Below are 18,045 nucleotides of genomic sequence, written 5' to 3'. Positions count from 1 at the left end.
CAGCTCAGCGCGCCCGGCTTTCTCCTTCGGCCAGGGCGCGCAGGGCTTCCACGTCGAGAATGCGCACGGTGCGGCGCGAAAGCGTGATAAACCCCTGACGGTAGAACTCGCCCAGTTTGCGGCTCACCAGCTCGGGCACCGTGCCCAGCAGCGAGGCGAGTTCGGAATTGGTGGGCAGGGCGTACGGAGAATGCGCGCCCGAAGCCAGCAGGTGCGCGGCCAGACGCTCGCTCAGATCGCTGAAGAGCAACTGCTCCATGCGGTGCAGCAGATCACCCTGACGCCGCGCGAAATACCCGATCACCGCCTGCGCGACCGTGGGAGAGTGGAACGTGACATGCCGCACCACGTCGGCTGGCAGGCACAGCACACAGGCGTCTTCCAGGGCCACGCAGCTGGCCGCCAGACGTGCATCCTCGATCAGCGCCGACACGCCGGCCACCACCTGCCGTGGCCCCTCCAGATACAGCGTGACTTCGCGGTTGCCCCGTGGACTGAGCTTGAAGATTTTGAGCCAGCCGCTTTCGACGGCGTACAGCGCGTCGGCGCGGTCCCCTTCGTGGAACAGCGCCTCAGTGCGGCGCAGTTGCCGGAATTGTCCGTGACGTGCCAGCGTGAGCACGTCCGCCTCGCTTGCACCGTGAAAGAGCGAAACGAGACGGATCAGGGACAGGGCGCGTTCAGTCGTCATCAGCGAGAACTTTCCGCTCAGAGTGCCACGAAAACGCCCAAGTGTACTGCACCCGGCGTCCGGGCCGCCGGATGATCGCCGGGCACCCCGAGGCGTCTGCAGCAGGCGCTGCTCCGACCGGCGGGCGTTCGTGACCTGCCCGCTCAGCCACTGCCCGCTCGCTCCAAAGGCAAGCGGCTCCGCCTGCGCCCACCCCTGAAATCAGAGGCCGAAGAATTCGCGGTTTTTGGCGATGAAGGGCAGCTGGTCCTGCGGGGTGTCTTCCTCGGGGTAGATGGCCGCGACCGGGCAGGCGGGCACGCAGGCGCCGCAGTCGATGCACTCGTCAGGGTGGATCAGGAACATCTCGCCTGCATCGTAGATGCACTCCACCGGGCAGACTTCGGTGCAGCTCTGGTCCTTGACGTCGATGCAGGGGCTGGTAATCACGTGAGGCATACCGGCAGTCTGCCCGCTGGAGGAAGCGGGCAGCCATGACTTTCGTCAAGGCCGCCTGCGAGGCAATGGCAACCTGAAGCAGCGCGAATCCGGCGCTGAGCGCGTAGAATCGTGCGGTGACTGTGCTTCACCCTTTTCAGAGCGGCCTGACGTTGCTGTTCGAACGCCGCCCTGGCCCTGGCTTCGCCCTTGAACTGCGTCTCCCGCTGGGCGCCGCCCACGACCCTGCCGGGCAGGAAGGCACGGCAGCCGTGCTCGAGGAGTGGCTGCACAAGGGTGCGGGCAACCTGGACGCGCGCGCGCTGGCCGACGCCTTCGACGATCTCGGTCTGCGGCGCGGTGGCAGCGTCACGCACGAAAGTACCCGCTTCAGCGTGAGCGGTCTGCGAAGCGATTTTCCCCGCGCCCTGACGCTGCTGGCCGACGTGGTTCGCCGTCCTCACCTGCAGGATGGCGAACTGACAAGCGTCCTGGACCTGGCCCGGCAGGATCTCGAGTCCCTGGCCGACAGTCCGGCCGACCAGTTGGCCGTACGTCTGCGTGAACTGGCCTTTGCCCGTCCGTACGCTCACCCGGTGAGTGGCACCCTGGCGGGCATCGCGGCCATCACGCCCGAAACGGCGCGTGCGTTTCACTCGCGCTACGGTTCACGTGGCGCGGCACTGGCCGTCGTGGGTGACTTTGAAGAGCAGGTGGTCCATGACCTGGTTACCGTGCACTTCGGCGACTGGCAGGGCGGCGGCCAGGAACTGCCGGCGGTCATCTTCCAGGGCGACTTCGTCCGGCATCAGCCGGATGACAGTCAGCAGACCCACATCAACGTGCTGTTTCGCTCTCCCGGTCCGACCGAGCCCGGCTGGCTGGCCTTTCACGTGGCGCTGGGCGCACTGGCGGGCGGATCGGCTTCGCGGCTGTTCGAGGAGGTCCGCGAAAAGCGCGGGCTGGCCTACAGCGTCGGCGCGAGCGTTCACGTGACCGGCCGCGACGGCTTTGTGTGGGCCTACGCGGGCAGTACCCCGGGACGCGCGGCCCAGACACTGGACGTACTGCTGAATGAGTTCGCCCGTCTGCGTCAGGGCGTCACTTCCGAGGAGTTCGAGCGGGCCCGCACGCAGCTGCTCGCAGCGACGGTCTTTGCGGCCGAGACGGCGCGCGGGCGGGCCTCGGCACTCACGCGTGACTGGCTGACGCTGGGCGCCGTGCGGGCCCTCGGTGAGGTGCGCCGTGACCTGGAGGCCCTGACGCTCGCGGACGTGAACGAACTGCTGGCCGAACGCCCTTTCGAGCGGCCCGCCGTGATGTCCCTCGGACAGGGCGCGGTACTGAGGAATGGTGCACATGCCCTGGCCTGACCCTGGAGCGCGGCCCTCCCCGGCCAGGGGACCGCAGGTACTTCAGATCGTGCTGCCGAATGGCCTGACCGTGCTGGGTGAAAGCGACGAGCACGCCGAGACGGTCGCGCTGGGCTACTTCGTACGAACGGGCGCGCGTGACGAAACACTTCAGGATCTGGGCGCTTCGCACTTCATCGAGCACCTGCTCTTCAAAGGCAGCGAACGGGTATCGGGCCGTGAACTGAACGTGCGCCTGGACGCTTTGGGCGCCAATGTCAACGCCTTTACCAGCGAGGAAACGACGGTGTATCACGCCGCCTGCCTGCCCGAAACGTGGCCGGAGCTGCTCTCCCTGCTGACCGAACTGATGCAGCCAGCCTTCCGCCCTGCTGACGTGGAAATAGAGCGTGGCGTCATCCTGGAAGAAATCGCCATGTACGCCGACGATCCGTCTTCGCGCACCTTCGACGAGCTGCGTGCGCAGGCCTGGGGAACCCATCCCCTGGGGCACCTGGTGCTGGGCACACCGCAGACGGTCGCAGGGCTGACCCTCGAGCGGCTGCAGGACAACTTCCGGTCACGCTACGGCACGGGCAGCGTGACGCTGGTGGCTTGCGGCCGTTTCGACTGGAATGCGCTGGTCACTGCCGCGCTGGCCCTGACGTCGGCCTGGCCTCAGGGGAATTTCACGCGAGCGCTTTCCCCGCACAGTTTTTCGGCGGGCCTGCAGATCGTCGAGGACACCGACATGAACCGGGCCAACATTGCCTTCCTGGCGCCGGGCCTGCAGGCTTCGCATCCGCTGCGCGAAGCGGCCGTGGTCCTGGCCGAGATTCTGGGCGGCGACAACGGCCGCCTGTACTGGGCGCTGGTGGACGGTGGGCTGGCCGACAGCGTGGATTTATCACACGTGGAGTTCGAGGAAACGGGCGCTTTCGAGGGTGCCTGGAGCTGTGACCCGACCCGTGCCGGGCAGACCCTAGAGGTGGTGCGAGGCGAACTGCAACGCGTTCAGCTGGAAAGCGTCACGGAAGCCGAACTCGCGCGCGCCCGCAAGAAACTGGCCGTGAGCGTCGCCTTGCGCGCTGAAACTCCGTACGCGCGGCTGTTCACGTTGGGGATGGACCACACCTACCTGGGCCGCACCCCCAGCGTTGCCGAAAGTGTGGCCGCTTTCGAGCGCGTCAGCCGGACCGAGGTCGAAGAGGTACTGGCACTGCGACCGTTCGATGCCCTGAACATCGTGGTACTCGGCCCGCCTGCCGGGCAGTTTCCTGCCTGATCCGAAGTTCAGGCCTGCCCGCGCTGCTCTTTGACGGCGTGGGCGCTGAACCCGAACTGCGGCTGTGAATTCAGGTCTTCACCGAGCAGCACCCGCGCGAGTTCACCCAGCGTCGAGCCTCCCGGTCGGACGTCCATGCGCAGTTCACCGCGCAGTTCGTTCAGGCTCACGTCGTCCAGCATCAGCTCGGTGCCATAACGCAAGGTGGTGGGCGGTACGATCAGCAGGTCCGCTTCGCCCGGCTCGACCGCGTGGCGAAAGCAGCGCCCGGTCAGCAGGCCCGCTACCGTCGTGGCCACGCCGAACGTGCGGTTGATAATCGGACGCACCTCGATCTGCAGACCCTCGACGTCACGCAAAGGTTCGACGGCACGCTCCAGGGCGGGAGCGAACAAAGTGCCCGTCGCCAGAATCACCCGGCGTGGGGAAACGCGCGCGGGCAAGGGAGGCAACCCCTCGGTGAGGAAATCACGAACCATGCCCACGCCGTTTTCCAGCATGGGAAAACCTTCGTACTCCTCCTCGCTGGGCAAACTCTCGCCCGCGAGCAGGTAAAACTCGTCGCTGGGAAACACGAAGCGGGTACCGCGCTCCTGTAGCAGGCGGGCACGCCAGAGGTTCACACGCCGCAACACGTCACGCGCCCCGTCGGCGTCGAACGTGTCGACGTGCGCCAGGTTGTTGCGGTGGTCGGTCAGTCCCACCGGCACGACGGCCGCGCTGATGACGTTGGGGCGCCCCGCGAGATACGCCAGGGTTTCGTCGAGGTGCTCCCCGTCGTTTCGCCCGGGCACCAGCACCACCTGCGTGTACAGGTCAATGGGTTCGAGCCGCTCGATCATGTCGCGGATGTTGGTGGTGCGTTCGTCCTTGACCTTGAGTTTCCACCACTTCATCAGGTCCTGGCGTAATTCTATGTTGGCCGTGTGGACGCTGACGTACAGCGGCGAGAGGTTCTCGTCGAGAATTCGGTTCACGTCAGCGTCGGTCAGATTGGTAAGCGTGACGAACGAACCGTACAGAAACGACAGGCGGAAGTCGTCGTCCATGATGTAGAGGCTCTTGCGAAAACCACGCGGCATCTGGTGGATGTAGCAAAAATCGCACTTGTTGGCGCACTTCTTGATGCCGTCGAAGAGGACTTCCTCGAACTCGAGCCCCGGGTCTTCCCACTCGACTTCGAAGGTGAACGTCGGCGCTTCCTGCGCCTTGATGGTGTGGTGGTCCTGCGCCACCGCGAAAAAGGCAGGCGCGGCCGGACGGGCGATTTCCAGGGAAGCGCGGCCCGCTTCGAGCAGGGCGCGGTACGCCAGGATGTCCGTCACGGCCTGGCCATTCACGCGCAGCAACTGATCGCCACTTTTCACGCCGGCACGCTCGGCGGGACTGCCAGGTGCGACACTTTTGATTTGAGCCGGGTACACGTCACCAGCGTGGTTTTGCGAAGTTGGGTCAGGTTGTGGCTGAAGGTACACGCGGCCTCCAAAAGGCTTGAGAAGTGTGGCGTCCGCGCCTCGCAAATCTGCCGAGGGAACGCGCTCCAAAGAAAGGAGTGTATCACCCGGCGGCGGCGAACTTTAGGCCATAGACCACAGAAGGCAAGCGGCTGGCCCCCGGCGAGGTGACACTGCAATCATTCGCGCACTCTTCAGGAGCACGCTTGCTAGTGTGACGGGCATGTTCTCGACTGCCTTCTCCGGGCTGCGCCATTCACGCAAACCGCGCCCGGGAGTGGAAGTGCTCAACGAGTTCGTGTACCGCCCGCTGGCTCAGCTGCTGGTGCCCGCCTTGGTGCGTACGGGGGTGAAGCCTGAGACCGTGGTGCTCGCGCACACCGCCCTCGGACTGCTGGCCGCCTGGCAGGTCGCAGGGGGCCGGGCCCTGACTCCCGCGCTGCTGCTGCAGGTCAAGACGGTACTCGACAACGCCGACGGGCAACTGGCGCGCGCCACGGGCCAGACGAGCGCGCTGGGGCGGTACCTCGACTCCGAAATGGACCTGCTCGTCAATGCGGCGCTGCTGCTGGCCATCGACCGGCGCTGGGGAGCCCCGGCCCTGGTGCTGCTGCAGTTGCTGCTCACCGTCGACTTTCTGCTGGAGCGCGAGTACCGTGAAGCGCGCGGCGAAGTGTTCCGCTCGGAACCCCACGAAAATTCGTCATCGGCGACCCTGGACCTGCTGCAGGCGGTGTACCGCTTCTCCTTCGAGCCTCAGGAGAAGCTGCTCGCACCAGTGTTCGAAGCGCGCTTTCGGGACGCCGGGGGCCGAGCAGAAAACCGCGCGGCCTATACTCCCCGGGTTGTCACTCACGTCGCCGCCAATCTGGGCCTGTCCACCCAGCTGGCACTCGCAGGCGTGTGCATCGCGCGAGGCCGACCACGGGACTACCTCGTCAGCCTGCCGCTGCAGGCGTTGGCTCTGGTCTCGCTGCAACTGTGGCGTGAAGCCCACCTGCGGAGGCAGCGGTGAGTACAACGCGTCCGCTCACCACGGTCGGTGCGCTCGTCGAGTGTGACGGGCGTCATCTGATCGTGCGCACCACCAAATGGCGCGGCAGCTGGGGCGTTCCGGGAGGCAAAGTCGAGTACGGTGAGACCCTGCAGGCGGCCCTGCTGCGCGAGTTTCGTGAGGAAGTGTCGATCATGCTCGCCGATGTACGCTTCGCGCTGGTGCAGGAGGCCCTGAACAGTGCCGAGTTTTACAAACCCGACCATTTCGTGCTGCTGAATTATCTCGCGCGCACCGATGACCCGCGGGTGACTCCCAACGAGGAAATCGTCGAGTGGGCCTGGGCGACGCTCGAAGAAGCCCTGGAGTTTCCCCTCAACTCGTTCACGCGTACCCTGGTGGAATATGCAAGAGAAGAGCAAGCCCGTGAGCGGGCGTAAAACGGCGCTGGTGACCGGGTCGGCCCAGGGCATCGGGCGGGCCATTGCCCTGGGCCTCGCGGGTGAAGGCTTTGACCTCGTGGTGCATTACCGCTCATCGAAGGACGCCGCCGAGCACACCGCCCGCCTGGCGCGCGAGTCGGGCGCGCAGGCCACGACCGTGCAGGCTGACGTGACCGACCCACAGCAGGCGGCGGCACTTGTGCAGTCGGCCCACGAAGCGTTCGGTGGACTGGGGGTGCTGGTCAACAACGTCGGCAACTACGTTCAGAAACCCTGGCTGGAAACCACGCCGGAAGAATGGCGCGACATGCTCGACTCGAACTTCAGCGCGACGTTTTACACCTGCCGGGCTGCGGTGCCTCACATGCGCGCCCTGGGCTGGGGCCGCATTGTCAATCTCGGTTACGCAGGCTCACAGCACCTGCTGGGACGCAGCGGCATCGTGCCTTACGCCTCGGCCAAGAGCGGTGTGATCGTTCTGACGCGCGCGATTGCCCGCACCGAAGCCGGGCACGGCATCAGCGCGAACGTCGTTTCGCCGGGCGTCATCGAAACAAGCGTGTCCAAACCCCTGACCGAGATTCCCGCCGGACGGCTCGGCACGGTCGAAGAGCTTTCAGACGCCGTGTTGACCTTTGTGCGCGCCAGCGACTACGTCACTGGCCAGGTGCTGGAGGTCGCCGGAGGCTGGAACTTGTGAAGCACGTCCTCCGGTGACTCGCGCCCACATCCGGCGTCGACACGGCGCGCCTACACCGGGCGTTCCTGAGCCTCATCTGTCACGATTTGTTTCAGCGCGCATCCGTTCCCAGCCAGATGGTGATGTCGGCACCCAGCACGCCCTCGCCGCTCAGACGGCTTTCACCCCGTCCCAGCACTGCCCGGACCCGTTCGAGGTCTTCGATATCGTGCTGGCCGAGAATGATGGTCGTGCCAGGTTCGCTGTCCGCCGGTGCAATTCGCGCGCGGGCGTAGCCCCGGGCACGCAACAGGTCACGGACTCGCAAGGCGGCCATTGTGCCCGCCCCGGCGTCCACGATGGCCACATCCAGTGCGGCCGCACCGATATTCGAGTCGACGCTCCCGCCGGCAGCGAAATGACGGGTGAACAACGCCGCCACTTTCGCTTGGTCTGCCACCCAGTAACTCGCGCCTCCGGTGTTTTCAAAGGTGCCCGGCAAGGTAAATGACTCCAGTTTCGGGCGTTGGCGAAGCAGGTCAAAGGCGGCCGCGAGGTGCTCACTCGTGACGTTCGAGCGGGTATTGCGCTCAAGAACGCCACCCAGCGCCGGCAGTCGGGTCAATCCGGCGGGCGTGAGCATTTCAGCGAGAACTGCGCGCATGAATGCCTGCTGACGCTGCACGCGGCCAAGATCGCCCAGCGCGTCGTGACGGAAACGAACAAACCCTTCTGCCTGCTCACCGTTCAGGCGTTGCGGGCCGCGTTTCAGGCGAATGTGCAGCCCGGCAGCGCGATCGTCGTAATACATGTCCTTGGGTACGACCACGCGGACGCCGCCAAGGGCGTCGGTCAGCTGTCTGGACGCGTTCAGACCCAGCAGCAGGTACGCGTCGATCGGCACACCCGAGACGTCGGTGAGCACTTGGCGCAGACCGTCCGGGCCGAATGTGGGCAGCGCGGCATTGAGCTTCATAAAGCCGCCTCCCGGGCGGGTAATTCTGGTGTCGCGCGGAAAACTGAGCGTGCGCACCGTCTTGGTGCCCGCGTCAAGCTGTACCAGCAGCAGGGTATCCGTCAGACCACGAAAGTTTTCGGGCAGACGCTGTCGCGGCCCGGCGTATTGCGGGGTGACGCCCGCCACTGCGATGTTCAACGGACGAATTGCGGCGCGTGGCATGACCACCAGACGCCCAAGGGTCAGGGGCTGCTCATCCGCTGCCGCGCCTGCCTGAACGGGCGCTACCAGCGTCCTGACGGGCGTCTGGGCCGGAGCATGCACCCGCCGGGCAGACGTGGCCGGTGCGGCAGTTCGCTGTTTCGGGGAGGAAATCAGGTAAACGAGTCCAACGGACAGGCCAGCCGCGACGGCGAGCAGGGCGGCACGCAGGGGAGTCACACCGTCATCGTAACGCGCTCTGTCCCGCTGAACGACAAAGCATGGGCGGCGGACTGCTTTTCATGAGACACGGCCGAGCAGGCGGTCATTCCGGCGATCAGAGCAAGATTCGAGGAGCATGTCCTTTACACTGATCGTGACGTGCCTGTTCGCAGCCATTCTCAAAAAGGTCCGCTAGTCTGAAGCGTGCCCCGGCAGAACAGACCTCGATGAAACGCATGGCGCCCTCTCCTGCTCCCCCTTCCCAGGACAACGTTCCTGAAGTTCCGACCCCCGCGCGTCCGCGTGAAGTGGGAACGGAGAAGACTTCCTCCGTTCCCTGGCTCGAATGGACCGCCCTGCTGGTCCTGATCTCCGGCATCATGGGAGCGTACTTTTTCGTTCCTGCCGTGCAGCAAAGCGCGCAAGAAGCCTTCGCGGCCGTAGCGAGCGGCGAGGACGCGCAAATCCGTGCCTGGGCCGACTCGCTGGGCGTCTGGGGCCCCCTCACCATCCTGGCCTTGCAGTTGTTGCAGGTGGTACTGGCCGTCATTCCCGCCTTACCGCTGATGATCCTGTCGGTGCTGGGTTACGGTCCGCTGTGGGGCGGACTGCTGGCCTGGGGAGGTCTGCTGCTGGCCTGCGCCTTTGGCTACTGGATCGGCCGGACATTCGGGCAAGTGGCCGTTGACCGTTTCGTGAAGCCCCGGACGGCCCGTTCCGTGCAGGATTTCGTCGAGCGTTACGGAGCCTGGGCCATCGTGGCAGCACGTTTCTCGCCGCTCTTTCCGGCTGACGCGGTGAGCTTCGTCGCCGGACTGTCACGGCTGGGCTTCCGGCGCTACCTGCTGGCTTCAGCCGTTGGGACGCTGCCGGTCACATTGCTGCTGATTTTCCTGGGGTCAGATGTCAAACGCCTGCTGGGCGGGCTGGTGGTGGCCTCGCTGCTGGTGCTGGTGCTGTTCAGCGTGTACGTCGTGCGCGACCGCCGACGTCTGCGAAACGGCGCACTCCCGCAGGAATAGAGCGTTTGTCCATTTCATTGATGGAGAAAAGCACTCCATCAACTCCATTCCCAACCGCTCCTGGTCAAGGTCACTCGCTCCGCTCGGTCAAAGACATTGATCAAAAACCTATCAATGTCTTTGACAACCGCTTTAAAGTGCCGGAGTGGGCCGTAGTCGCTGGCGCCACACGCGAGCAAAAGACCGTATGATCGGCGCAGCATGAGTGATTTCGATCTGTCTGCCGGTCTGGCGCACCTGCAGCGTGACCCGGTGCTGGCCGCCTTGCTGCTGCGTGCCGACGCAACGCCCGGCGTGCAGCCGTGGTGGCCGCCACCCGAGCGGGGAACGCCGTTCGCAGCGCTGATCCGCTCGGTCGTCGGTCAGCAGGTGTCGGTCAAGGCGGCGGCCAGCATCGAGGGACGGCTGCGCGAAGTGGCGCCGTCTCTGAGCCCGCACGAGCTGGTCTCACTGTCTCCGGAAGAGCTGCGCGCGCGAGGTCTGTCGTGGGCCAAAGTACGCACGGTTCACACCCTCGCTCAACGGGCAGCCGAAGGCCTGCTGGACTTCGAAGCCCTGTCGCGCAGCGACGACGAGACCGTGATCGAGGCCCTGTCCGCCGTTCCCGGCATTGGACGCTGGACAGCCGAGATGTTCCTGATGTTCGCGCTCCGGCGCCCTGACGTTTTTTCCTGGGGAGACGCGGGTCTGCGCAAGGCCGTGAGGACCCTGTACGGACCGGCCTCCGGGCCGGAAGTGGCGCAGAAGTGGAGCCCTTACCGCTCGGTGGCCGCGCGTCTGTTGTGGTGGTCACTGCACAACGAACCGCAGCGCAAGGAAACATAAACGTTGGCGGTGAATTGTAAATGAGCAAAATCCGAGAGTAAGAAGTTTCGATTCGGTATAAAGTAAAGCAACCATGAATTATCCGAGCCTGGTCTGGCACCTCAAGCGTACAGAACTGTTTGCCGACTTCGAGCTGGCGGAACTCGAGCGGGTGGCCGTCTCGACGCCCTACCGTTCGTACCAGCCGGGCGAAGTCATTTTTCGCATGGACGATCTTGCAGATGCGCTTTTCTTCGTTCGAAGCGGTCTGGTGAAAATCAGCAAGCTGTTTCCCAACGGCAAAGAAGCCATTCTGGGCGTAGTGGGTCAGCACGATACCTTTGGCGAATTGCTGCTGGAGCCCGAGGAGCGCCGGCCCACCCAGGCCGAGGCAGTCGAGCCTACAACGCTGATCGTGCTGCCGCGCGCCGAGCTGCAAAAGCTGCTCGGCAGCAAACCCGACCTGGCGATGAAGCTGATCCGCCTGATGGCCGCGCGGCTGTTCGAGGCGCAGGCGTGGAGCGCCGAAGTGAGCGCCTACAGTGCTCCCGAGCGCGTTGCCAGCCTGCTCTACCGTCTGGCCAAGGAATTCGGTAAACCCCATCCCCAAGGCGTCGAACTGGATCTGAAACTCAATCAGGAAGACATCGCCCGTATGGTCGGCGCGACCCGGGAAACGGTCAGCCACAGTCTGGGCAAACTCAAGCAGCTGGGCGCCATCGCACGTCCGCGGGCACCCATGGTGGTGCGGCTGGAGCAGCTGAAAAACTTCATCGAGCACTGAAGTGCGTTTCGTGCTGTACACCGAACTCCAGGGAGAGGACGCGCTGCACACGTTGCGTCCTCTCCTTGCCCATTGTGCGACCCTGCCGGGCTTTGAGGGAGGCGAGCTGCTCGTGTCCCCGGCACAGCCGAAGCTTGCCCTGCTGCAATCCCGATGGTCTGTCGATCCACCTGCTCTTGAGGTGGAAGGTGCGCGAAGCTGGTCTTTTCAGGTAATTGAGTCACTCGGTCAGGAAATCGGTCAGGAAATTACGGCGGCCGGCCGCCCACCCGGCTGACCGCCCCACACGAAGCTGACCGTGCCGAATCCGTCCGGGACGCGCTGAGTGGGTTCGGTGTGCGGGCTGCTGCGCCTGACGCCCTGTGGTGGGTTTATCAATCCCCCCAGCCCAGCCGGTATGACGGCACTTCGTTCTAGACTGTTTCGCAATGAGCCTCCATGACATGCCCGGACTGACGGTGCTGGCCGAACAGGGCCGCCTGGCGTGGGCGCTCGTGCAGGACATCGTTCCTCTCTGGGGAGCGCGGCTGCTGTCCACGGTTGTGCTCGCCCTTGCGTTCAGCCTGCTTTACCGGCTGCTGAGAGCCGGCCTGCGCTCCCTCTCGAAACGTGTCCGAGCTGGTCCAGCCTGGCTGCACGCCCTCGACACGGCGCTGCGGCTGACCTGCCTCACGCTGTTTCTGATCACGGCCAGCAGCCTGTATCCCCTGCCGTCCGAGATCAGCGTGACGCTGCTGCGGGTCTACCTGATCATCCTGCTGCTGTACTTCGGCTGGGCCCTGCTGCGCAGCCTGCTGGCCCGCGCCTCGGGGCACTTCGCCCTCGACGCCAGCCTGGCCCTGCTGACCCTGAACGTCGCGCGGGCAGTCTGGATTGCCGTGGGGCTTTATCTGGTCTTTCAGCAGTTCGGCATCAATCTGCTGCCGATTCTGGGCGGTCTGGGGATCGCCGGAGTCGCCCTGGGCTTCGCGGCCCAGGACCTGCTGTCAAATCTGATTTCGGGGATCACGCTGCTGCTCGACCGTCCCTTCACCATCGGCGACTGGATTCGGGTGGGCTCGTGGGAAGGGCAGGTACAGCGCCTTACCCTGAGAACCACACGCCTGCGAACCCGCGACAACGAATACATCAGCATTCCCAACAGCAAGGTTGCCGGGAACGACGTGGTCAACTTATCGGCCGGCGGACCACTGCGCGTTCGTTCCTCTCTGGGGGTCAGTTACCGCGCCGACCTCGACCGGGGACGCGAGGTGATCATGCAGGTGCTCCAAAAAGAAGAACTGGTGCTGTCCGATCCGGCGCCTCGCGTCGCGGTCGTCGAACTGGGCGAGTCCAGTGTGCAGCTGGATCTGATCTACTGGATTGCCCAGGACAGCATCGCACGGCGCCCGCTGATTCAGCAGCGGGTGCTCGAGGCCACCAAGCGGACGCTGGACGCTGCCGGCATCGAGATTCCCTTTCCGCAGCGCGTTCTGCACCTTGAAAACGCCAGGGTACTCCAGCGGTCCTCGCCGCCGGATGGCGAGGGTGAACAGCCGGGGCGCTGAATTCTTCCGGACGCCTGGCCTGAGGCGTCCTGTCCGGAGTGGCAACTTTGCCGTCTGGTCTCCTGCTCTGCAGTCATGCCAACTTTGCGCCGCCCGGATAAATGCCAACTTGTAGGCTTTTTTCATGAAAAGGCTTTTTGTGTTGGCGCTCCTGAGCGCCGGGTTGTCCTTGGCCGGCGCCGAGTCGACCCAACCCCTGCTGTATACCGTGAACAGCGTACAGTACGTCAATCCCTTCAATTTTGCGCAGGCGTATGGCGGCAAGATCAGCGGAAAGAGCGGAGACAAGCAATGGATCATTACCCTGCGGGGCAGATCGCTCAAGCTGCTCAACAATTCGGCCACCGCGTATCTCGACGGACGCCGGGTCACGCTGAGCAAGGTCGTGGGATACGCCAAGGGCACACTGCTCGCTCCGCACACCGATCTGGCGCGCCTGCTCGGCGTGTCAGGCCATCTGGCCCAGACCGTCAACGTTCAGCCTGTCAAATCGCAGGTCACCGTACGCCCGCTGCGCCCTGCGGTCAGCAGCCCCGCCCCGGCCACACCTGAAGTTCAGCCAGTGCCCGCACCGGCGGTCACCGCGACGGCCGCGCCCGTGGTCAGTGCGCCGGCTCCGGCAACCACGGGTCCGGCGCGCTCTGCGGGTGCCTACGTCATCCAGAGCGATGTGCCTTCCCGCACCGACGCCCTGGAGCGCTCGAACTTTCAGGAGGACGTCGATCCGCAGAGCCTCAGCGTCGAGACGGTCGTGCGGGCCTGCCAGTCCGGCGTGGCCAAGCAACTGGGAAGCGGCGCCCCGACCTTTGCCGCGCGTCCATTCGTCTTCGTGCATCCCGAAAACGTCTACAGCGTGCGCAGCAGCGCTGATCTGGAGGTACAGGGACAGTCCTCACGCGCCAGCTTTACCTGTCTGTCCCAGGTTCAGGGAGCCCGGCTGGTGATGTTCATCGAGCTGTCGGGCAGTCGCTGAGCAGCCCGGGCCACCCGTCCAACGCTGCCCAATCGACCTGATTCGGGTGCTGTCCTGTGCCAGTCAGTCGCGTACAGCCCCGGAAGCCTCATTCCTCGATGAGGATGAGATAGTGCGTCTCGCCGTTCTGGTTCTTGACCTCGATGCGGTTCTCGTTCTCGACAAGGTAGCGGGTCATGCCGTGGGGCATCGCGCAGGCTTCTAGCGCCTCCCGGTAACTTTGGTGTTCGGCATCCGGAGCGAAGGTGTCGCCTGCTTTGACATAGACCTTGTACACACCGCCAGACTAGCGAGGGTGACCTTTCGATGGTGAAGGTCCACTTCATCGTTTACCCGGAGTCGTCTCCCGAGGCGGCGCGTACTGCACTCGACAGGCCACCGGACGCTTCAGGAAAATTCCAGGTAAATGGCTTTGAGGTAGTGCGCTTCCCGAAAAGTCGCCGGGTGATCCGGAGCGTGCCCGGTCGTGCGCAGCTCGGTGTACCTTCGCCCGGAGCGAGCGGCAGAGCGGCGTACGGCATCGAAAAATTCCTCTGGGGAGACATGCGCGGAGCACGACGCCGCCAGCAGCACGCCCCCCCTGTTCAAGCGGCGCAGCGCACCCTCGACCAGCCGTTCATAAGCCCGAATGGCCTGTAGACGTTCGTCCTCGCGTTTGGCCAGGGAAGGCGGGTCCAGAACGATCAGGTCGAAAGGGTCATTCGCATTTGCGTCTTGCAACCACTCGAACACGTCGGCCTGCACCGTCTGGTGATGACAGGCTGCAATCCGCGCGTCGCTCGCGTTGAGGGCGAAGTTGCGCCTGGCACTCGCGAGGGCGTGCGCGCTGATATCCAGGCTCACCACCGAGGACGCGCCGCCGCGCGCGGCGTACAGCGAGAACCCGCCGGAAAAGCTGAAGGCATTCAGGACGCGCCGACCGGCGGACAGCTCTTCCACCAGACGGCGATTGTGACGCTGGTCCAGAAAAAAGCCGGTCTTTTGACCGCGCAGCACCTCGGCTTCGAAGAGAATGCCCGATTCGCGAAAAAGCAGCGGCCCCTCCGGGACGTTGCCTTGCAGCAGCATGCCATCGTGCAGGCCGAACTGCTCGCGGGCCAGGTCCTGAATGTTACGGCTGAGCCGCAACACCAGCCGCGCCGCCGGAAAGCGCGCCCCCAGCAGCGCGCGCACGGTCGGCCAATGGGCAAACCACGCGGCCGTGTAGACCTTGAGCACCAGCGTGTCCGCATAGCGGTCAAGCACCAGGCCCGGCCAGCCGTCACTTTCACCGTTCAGCAGCCGGTAGCCGTCGGTGGCTTCGTCGAACAGACTTTCACGCCGCTGCAGGGCCGCTTCCAGGTGCCTCGACCACCACTCGGCGTCGATGGTCTGCGGCCTGCCCGCGTGCAGCACCCGCAGGCGCAGCGGTGAGGTGGGGTCGAACAGGCCGATGGCCAGAAAGCGGTCCTGACGGTCGAACACCACGCCCAATTCGCCCAGTTCGCCGGGCCGATTCTGTTCACGGATACTGTCGGAGTAAAGCCAGGGATGTCCGGCGCGCAAACGCGCCTGCGCCGGGGCCGAGACACGCAGGCGCAGGCGTGGTTGCGGCGGGTGCCCGGTGGTGCCTTGAGAAGTGTTCATCGTCATGTCCAGCATGCCAGACAGAAACCGCCTGAAGCCGGGTGGAAATGGGCAAGCACACCAGGCAACACCACAACGTGTCGCAGTCTCGGGAGCTTGCCCGTTGGCAGGTCACCGGACAAACCCAGGGGTGAAAGATTTATGACAGAAAGTCAAACATAGACTAAAGAGGTCGTGGAAACTGCTGCCTTATTAGAGCAAGCCGAACCGCTGGTTCTCAGCGATCCACGCCGTGCACGTGAGCTGCTGCACGGCGTGCGCGGCGCTGCTGAGATCAATGGCGACCAACATTCGCTGGTAACGGCCACCTGCCTGCTGGCCGGCTGTGACTTTTTCATGGCCGATTACCCGGCGGCGCGCTCCGGCTTCACCGAAGCGCTCGCGCAGGCACGCAGCATCGGTGCCCACGCCCTGGAAGCACGCTGTCTGAACGGCATGGGCCTGGCCCATCAAAAAACTGGTGATTACGGCGAGGCAATGGAGTTTTTTCTGGAGAGCCTGCGTCTCGCGCAGGAGCTCGGCGACGAGTGGGGCCGGATTCGTGCCGTTTCCAATATTGCCGCCATTCACGCCGAACTCGACGAACCCGAACAGGCCCTGACACTGCACCTTGACGCCATGACCAGCGCGCGCTCGTCAGGCCACCCGATCTATGAGGCCGCCACCATGAGCAGCGCCGTCATGGACTACTTCAAACTGGGCCGCTTTGCCGAGTCATTCGCACTGAGCCAGGAAGCCCTCGAACGGGTCCGCGAGCTTGGCCTCAGACAGTACGAGGGAGTGATTCGAACCTACCGGGCGCGTAACCTGCTGGAGCTTGGACGTGCGGGCGAGGCCCTGCAGGAATGCCAGGACGTGCTGCCACACATGCATGACATCGGCGACCGTGACTATATCTGTCAGGTGATGATGGTTCGCGGCGCGGCGCGCTTCGCACTGAACGACGTTTCAGGCGCGACCACCGAACTGGCAGACGCCCTGAAGCTGGCCCAGGAAATCGGCACCAAAACCCAGGCGGCCCAGATTCACGAGTGGCTGTCGCGGGTCCTTGAAGCGCAAGGCGACCTGGTGGGCGCGCTCGAACACGCCCGCGCCCACCATCAGCTGGAACGTATTGTGCACGCCCGCGATGCCGACCATAAAACCCGCGCACTTTCCGCACAAGTCCGCGTCGAGCTGCTCAAACGGGAAGCCGAGGTCGAGCGTCTGCGCAATGTCGAGCTCGCGCAGATGAACCTGGCCCTGCAGGAAGCACAGCGTCACCTGTCGCATCAGGCAATGCATGATCCGCTGACCGGACTGGCCAACCGTGCGTATTTTCAGCAGGAACTGCGGCGTCTGCTTCTTGGTCAGAACGGCCAGCAAGCCGTTCTGTTCGTGGACCTTGACCGTTTCAAACAGATCAACGACAGCCTGGGGCACGCGGTAGGAGACGAGTTGCTGCAGCAGGTCGCCATGAGGCTGTGCGCCAGCGTGCGCGGCGCCGACCTAGTGGCCCGCATGGGCGGTGACGAGTTCACCGTGCTGCTGCACCAGGTCCGCAATGCGGAAAACGCCGAGCGGGTGGCCCGCAAGCTGCTGACGTCACTCGCGGCACCGTTCGAACTACAGGGACGTGAGCTGCACGTCACCGCCTCGGTAGGCATCGCGCTGGCACCCGGCGACGGCCACGACGTCGAAACCTTGCAACGTCACGCCGACATTGCGATGTACCGCGCCAAGCGTGAAGGTCGAGGCGTCGTTCGCCGATTCGAGCGCACCATGGCCGAAGGGGAACTCGAACGCCTCGAACTGGAGCGCGAGCTGCGCGGCGCGCTGCGAGAAAGGCAGCTGGTCCTGCACTACCAGGGACAGTTCGACGTGCAAAGTGGCGCCCTGGTCGGCTTCGAGGCACTGGTGCGCTGGCAACACCCTGTGCGGGGCCTGGTGCCTCCTGGTGCGTTCATTCCACTGGCCGAGGATTCGGGTCTGATCGTGCCCATCGGCGAATGGGTGCTGCGCGAAGCCTGCCTGCAGGCCGCCGCCTGGAGCGGGTGTCAACTTGCCCCCGGAATTTCGGTGAACGTCTCACCGCTCCAGTTCGAGCAACCCAATTTCGTGGGCAGCGTCCGGCAGGCGCTGCATCTGAGCGGCCTGGCGCCCTCACGGCTCACGCTGGAACTCACCGAAAGTCTGGTCATGGGCAACGTGGAGCGGGCCATGACCCAGTTGAAACAGCTCCGCGCGCTCGGTGTTCGCCTGGCCATGGACGACTTCGGCACCGGCCACTCCAGCCTAAGCCTGCTGCAACGCCTGCCCTTCGACGACCTGAAAATCGACCGCTCGTTCGTGCAGACTCAACTGAGCGCCGAAGGCGGCGCAAGGCGTTCGCACCTGCTGATCGAAGCGGCCGTCAAGCTCGCTCAGGGCCTGGGACTGCAGGTGATCGCCGAAGGCGTCGAAACCCAGGCCCAGTGGGACATGCTGCAGTCACTGGAATGTAATTTTGCCCAGGGCTACTACCTGATGCGCCCCCTGCCCGCCGCGCAGGCGCAAGAGGTGCTCGGCTTGTCCGGGGGAGGCCGAGCGGCCGACTGAGCCCTCAGCTTGCCTT

At 64.7% G+C, this 18,045-nt stretch carries 18 protein-coding genes; 12 read left to right on the top strand and 6 right to left on the bottom strand.

What is annotated here, in order from left to right; translation table 11 throughout:
- Positions 1–4 precede the first annotated feature (4 nt).
- Both DEIPE_RS14675 and DEIPE_RS14670 read right to left on the bottom strand, forming a co-directional pair.
- On the bottom strand, positions 5–691 hold the full coding sequence (locus tag DEIPE_RS14675; protein WP_015236756.1) for a Crp/Fnr family transcriptional regulator: 687 nt from the start codon (positions 689–691) through the stop codon (positions 5–7).
- Between the two features lie 201 nt (positions 692–892).
- Positions 893–1,129, bottom strand: coding sequence for a ferredoxin (locus DEIPE_RS14670; protein WP_015236113.1), 237 nt, complete (start codon positions 1,127–1,129; stop codon positions 893–895).
- A gap of 116 nt (positions 1,130–1,245) precedes the next feature.
- On the opposite strand from DEIPE_RS14670, the gene DEIPE_RS14665 reads away from it, so the two are divergent.
- Positions 1,246–2,481, top strand: a complete 1,236-nt coding sequence (locus tag DEIPE_RS14665; protein WP_157448888.1) for a M16 family metallopeptidase — start codon at positions 1,246–1,248, stop codon at positions 2,479–2,481.
- Entirely contained in the window at positions 2,468–3,745 is a 1,278-nt protein-coding gene (locus DEIPE_RS14660) for a M16 family metallopeptidase (RefSeq protein ID WP_015236754.1), read from the top strand. Before DEIPE_RS14665 ends, DEIPE_RS14660 begins: the two co-directional genes overlap by 14 nt.
- An 8-nt stretch (positions 3,746–3,753) precedes the next feature.
- On the opposite strand, the gene DEIPE_RS14655 is transcribed toward DEIPE_RS14660, so the two are convergent.
- Positions 3,754–5,169 carry a DUF512 domain-containing protein gene (locus tag DEIPE_RS14655; RefSeq protein ID WP_245557541.1) on the bottom strand — a complete coding sequence of 472 codons (1,416 nt, stop codon included), beginning with the start codon at positions 5,167–5,169 and terminating at the stop codon, positions 3,754–3,756.
- Between the two features lie 253 nt (positions 5,170–5,422).
- On the opposite strand from DEIPE_RS14655, the gene DEIPE_RS14650 reads away from it, so the two are divergent.
- Genes DEIPE_RS14650 through tmpR form a run of 3 tightly spaced genes read left to right on the top strand, consistent with a single transcriptional unit; the run spans position 5,423 to position 7,336 of the window.
- Positions 5,423–6,214 (top strand): CDP-alcohol phosphatidyltransferase family protein, encoded by a 792-nt coding sequence (locus DEIPE_RS14650; RefSeq protein ID WP_015236752.1) that lies wholly within the window; start codon positions 5,423–5,425, stop codon positions 6,212–6,214.
- A complete protein-coding gene (locus DEIPE_RS14645; protein WP_015236751.1) occupies positions 6,211–6,633 on the top strand; it encodes an NUDIX domain-containing protein in 423 nt (140 codons plus the stop codon). Before DEIPE_RS14650 ends, DEIPE_RS14645 begins: the two co-directional genes overlap by 4 nt.
- Positions 6,599–7,336 carry a bifunctional dihydropteridine reductase/dihydrofolate reductase TmpR gene (tmpR, locus tag DEIPE_RS14640; RefSeq protein WP_015236750.1) on the top strand — a complete coding sequence of 246 codons (738 nt, stop codon included), beginning with the start codon at positions 6,599–6,601 and terminating at the stop codon, positions 7,334–7,336. The genes DEIPE_RS14645 and tmpR overlap by 35 nt, the downstream gene beginning before the upstream one ends.
- Before the next feature lie 91 nt (positions 7,337–7,427).
- Here tmpR and DEIPE_RS14635 read toward each other — a convergent pair whose 3' ends face one another.
- Complete coding sequence (locus DEIPE_RS14635) at positions 7,428–8,714, bottom strand: LCP family protein (protein ID WP_015236749.1); 1,287 nt, start codon at positions 8,712–8,714, stop codon at positions 7,428–7,430.
- Positions 8,715–8,932: 218 nt separating this feature from the next.
- On the opposite strand from DEIPE_RS14635, the gene DEIPE_RS14630 reads away from it, so the two are divergent.
- From DEIPE_RS14630 to DEIPE_RS14605, 6 genes are all read left to right on the top strand, one after another.
- On the top strand, positions 8,933–9,718 hold the full coding sequence (locus DEIPE_RS14630) for a TVP38/TMEM64 family protein (RefSeq protein WP_052326715.1): 786 nt from the start codon (positions 8,933–8,935) through the stop codon (positions 9,716–9,718).
- A gap of 201 nt (positions 9,719–9,919) precedes the next feature.
- Entirely contained in the window at positions 9,920–10,543 is a 624-nt protein-coding gene (locus DEIPE_RS14625) for a DNA-3-methyladenine glycosylase family protein (RefSeq protein ID WP_015236747.1), read from the top strand.
- Between the two features lie 73 nt (positions 10,544–10,616).
- Positions 10,617–11,306, top strand: a complete 690-nt coding sequence (locus tag DEIPE_RS14620; protein ID WP_015236746.1) for a Crp/Fnr family transcriptional regulator — start codon at positions 10,617–10,619, stop codon at positions 11,304–11,306.
- 1 nt (position 11,307) lies between these two features.
- Positions 11,308–11,583: a hypothetical protein gene (locus DEIPE_RS14615; RefSeq protein ID WP_015236745.1), complete on the top strand. Its 276-nt coding sequence runs from the start codon at positions 11,308–11,310 to the stop codon at positions 11,581–11,583.
- Positions 11,584–11,734: 151 nt separating this feature from the next.
- Positions 11,735–12,853 carry a mechanosensitive ion channel family protein gene (locus DEIPE_RS14610; protein WP_083865828.1) on the top strand — a complete coding sequence of 373 codons (1,119 nt, stop codon included), beginning with the start codon at positions 11,735–11,737 and terminating at the stop codon, positions 12,851–12,853.
- Between the two features lie 124 nt (positions 12,854–12,977).
- Entirely contained in the window at positions 12,978–13,826 is an 849-nt protein-coding gene (locus tag DEIPE_RS14605; RefSeq protein WP_015236743.1) for a stalk domain-containing protein, read from the top strand.
- Between the two features lie 88 nt (positions 13,827–13,914).
- Here the strand turns inward: DEIPE_RS14605 and DEIPE_RS14600 are convergent, their stop codons facing one another.
- Positions 13,915–14,103 (bottom strand): hypothetical protein, encoded by a 189-nt coding sequence (locus DEIPE_RS14600; RefSeq protein WP_015236742.1) that lies wholly within the window; start codon positions 14,101–14,103, stop codon positions 13,915–13,917.
- 110 nt (positions 14,104–14,213) lie between these two features.
- Positions 14,214–15,452, bottom strand: coding sequence for a 23S rRNA (cytosine(2499)-C(5))-methyltransferase (locus tag DEIPE_RS14595; protein WP_015236741.1), 1,239 nt, complete (start codon positions 15,450–15,452; stop codon positions 14,214–14,216).
- 174 nt (positions 15,453–15,626) lie between these two features.
- On the opposite strand from DEIPE_RS14595, the gene DEIPE_RS14590 reads away from it, so the two are divergent.
- Entirely contained in the window at positions 15,627–18,029 is a 2,403-nt protein-coding gene (locus tag DEIPE_RS14590) for an EAL domain-containing protein (protein WP_015236740.1), read from the top strand.
- Positions 18,030–18,045: the final 16 nt, after the last annotated feature.

This window comes from Deinococcus peraridilitoris DSM 19664 (genome assembly GCF_000317835.1).
In the GTDB taxonomy this organism is placed as follows: Bacteria; Deinococcota; Deinococci; order Deinococcales; family Deinococcaceae; genus Deinococcus_A; species Deinococcus_A peraridilitoris.
The sequence above is the reverse complement of the archived record's forward strand: the minus strand, read 5'-3'. Positions and strand labels throughout refer to the sequence as shown.

What these genes read in the sequence shown, in the direction of transcription:
- DEIPE_RS14675 (WP_015236756.1), bottom strand. Translation starts at nt 691, where the DNA reads ATGACGACTGAACGCGCCCTGTCCCTGATCCGTCTCGTTTCGCTCTTT.
- DEIPE_RS14670 (WP_015236113.1), bottom strand. Translation starts at nt 1,129, where the DNA reads ATGCCTCACGTGATTACCAGCCCCTGCATCGACGTCAAGGACCAGAGC.
- DEIPE_RS14660 (WP_015236754.1), top strand. Translation starts at nt 2,468, where the DNA reads ATGCCCTGGCCTGACCCTGGAGCGCGGCCCTCCCCGGCCAGGGGACCG.
- DEIPE_RS14650 (WP_015236752.1), top strand. Translation starts at nt 5,423, where the DNA reads ATGTTCTCGACTGCCTTCTCCGGGCTGCGCCATTCACGCAAACCGCGC.
- tmpR (WP_015236750.1), top strand. Translation starts at nt 6,599, where the DNA reads ATGCAAGAGAAGAGCAAGCCCGTGAGCGGGCGTAAAACGGCGCTGGTG.
- DEIPE_RS14630 (WP_052326715.1), top strand. Translation starts at nt 8,933, where the DNA reads ATGGCGCCCTCTCCTGCTCCCCCTTCCCAGGACAACGTTCCTGAAGTT.
- DEIPE_RS14625 (WP_015236747.1), top strand. Translation starts at nt 9,920, where the DNA reads ATGAGTGATTTCGATCTGTCTGCCGGTCTGGCGCACCTGCAGCGTGAC.
- DEIPE_RS14620 (WP_015236746.1), top strand. Translation starts at nt 10,617, where the DNA reads ATGAATTATCCGAGCCTGGTCTGGCACCTCAAGCGTACAGAACTGTTT.
- DEIPE_RS14610 (WP_083865828.1), top strand. Translation starts at nt 11,735, where the DNA reads ATGAGCCTCCATGACATGCCCGGACTGACGGTGCTGGCCGAACAGGGC.
- DEIPE_RS14605 (WP_015236743.1), top strand. Translation starts at nt 12,978, where the DNA reads ATGAAAAGGCTTTTTGTGTTGGCGCTCCTGAGCGCCGGGTTGTCCTTG.
- DEIPE_RS14595 (WP_015236741.1), bottom strand. Translation starts at nt 15,452, where the DNA reads ATGAACACTTCTCAAGGCACCACCGGGCACCCGCCGCAACCACGCCTG.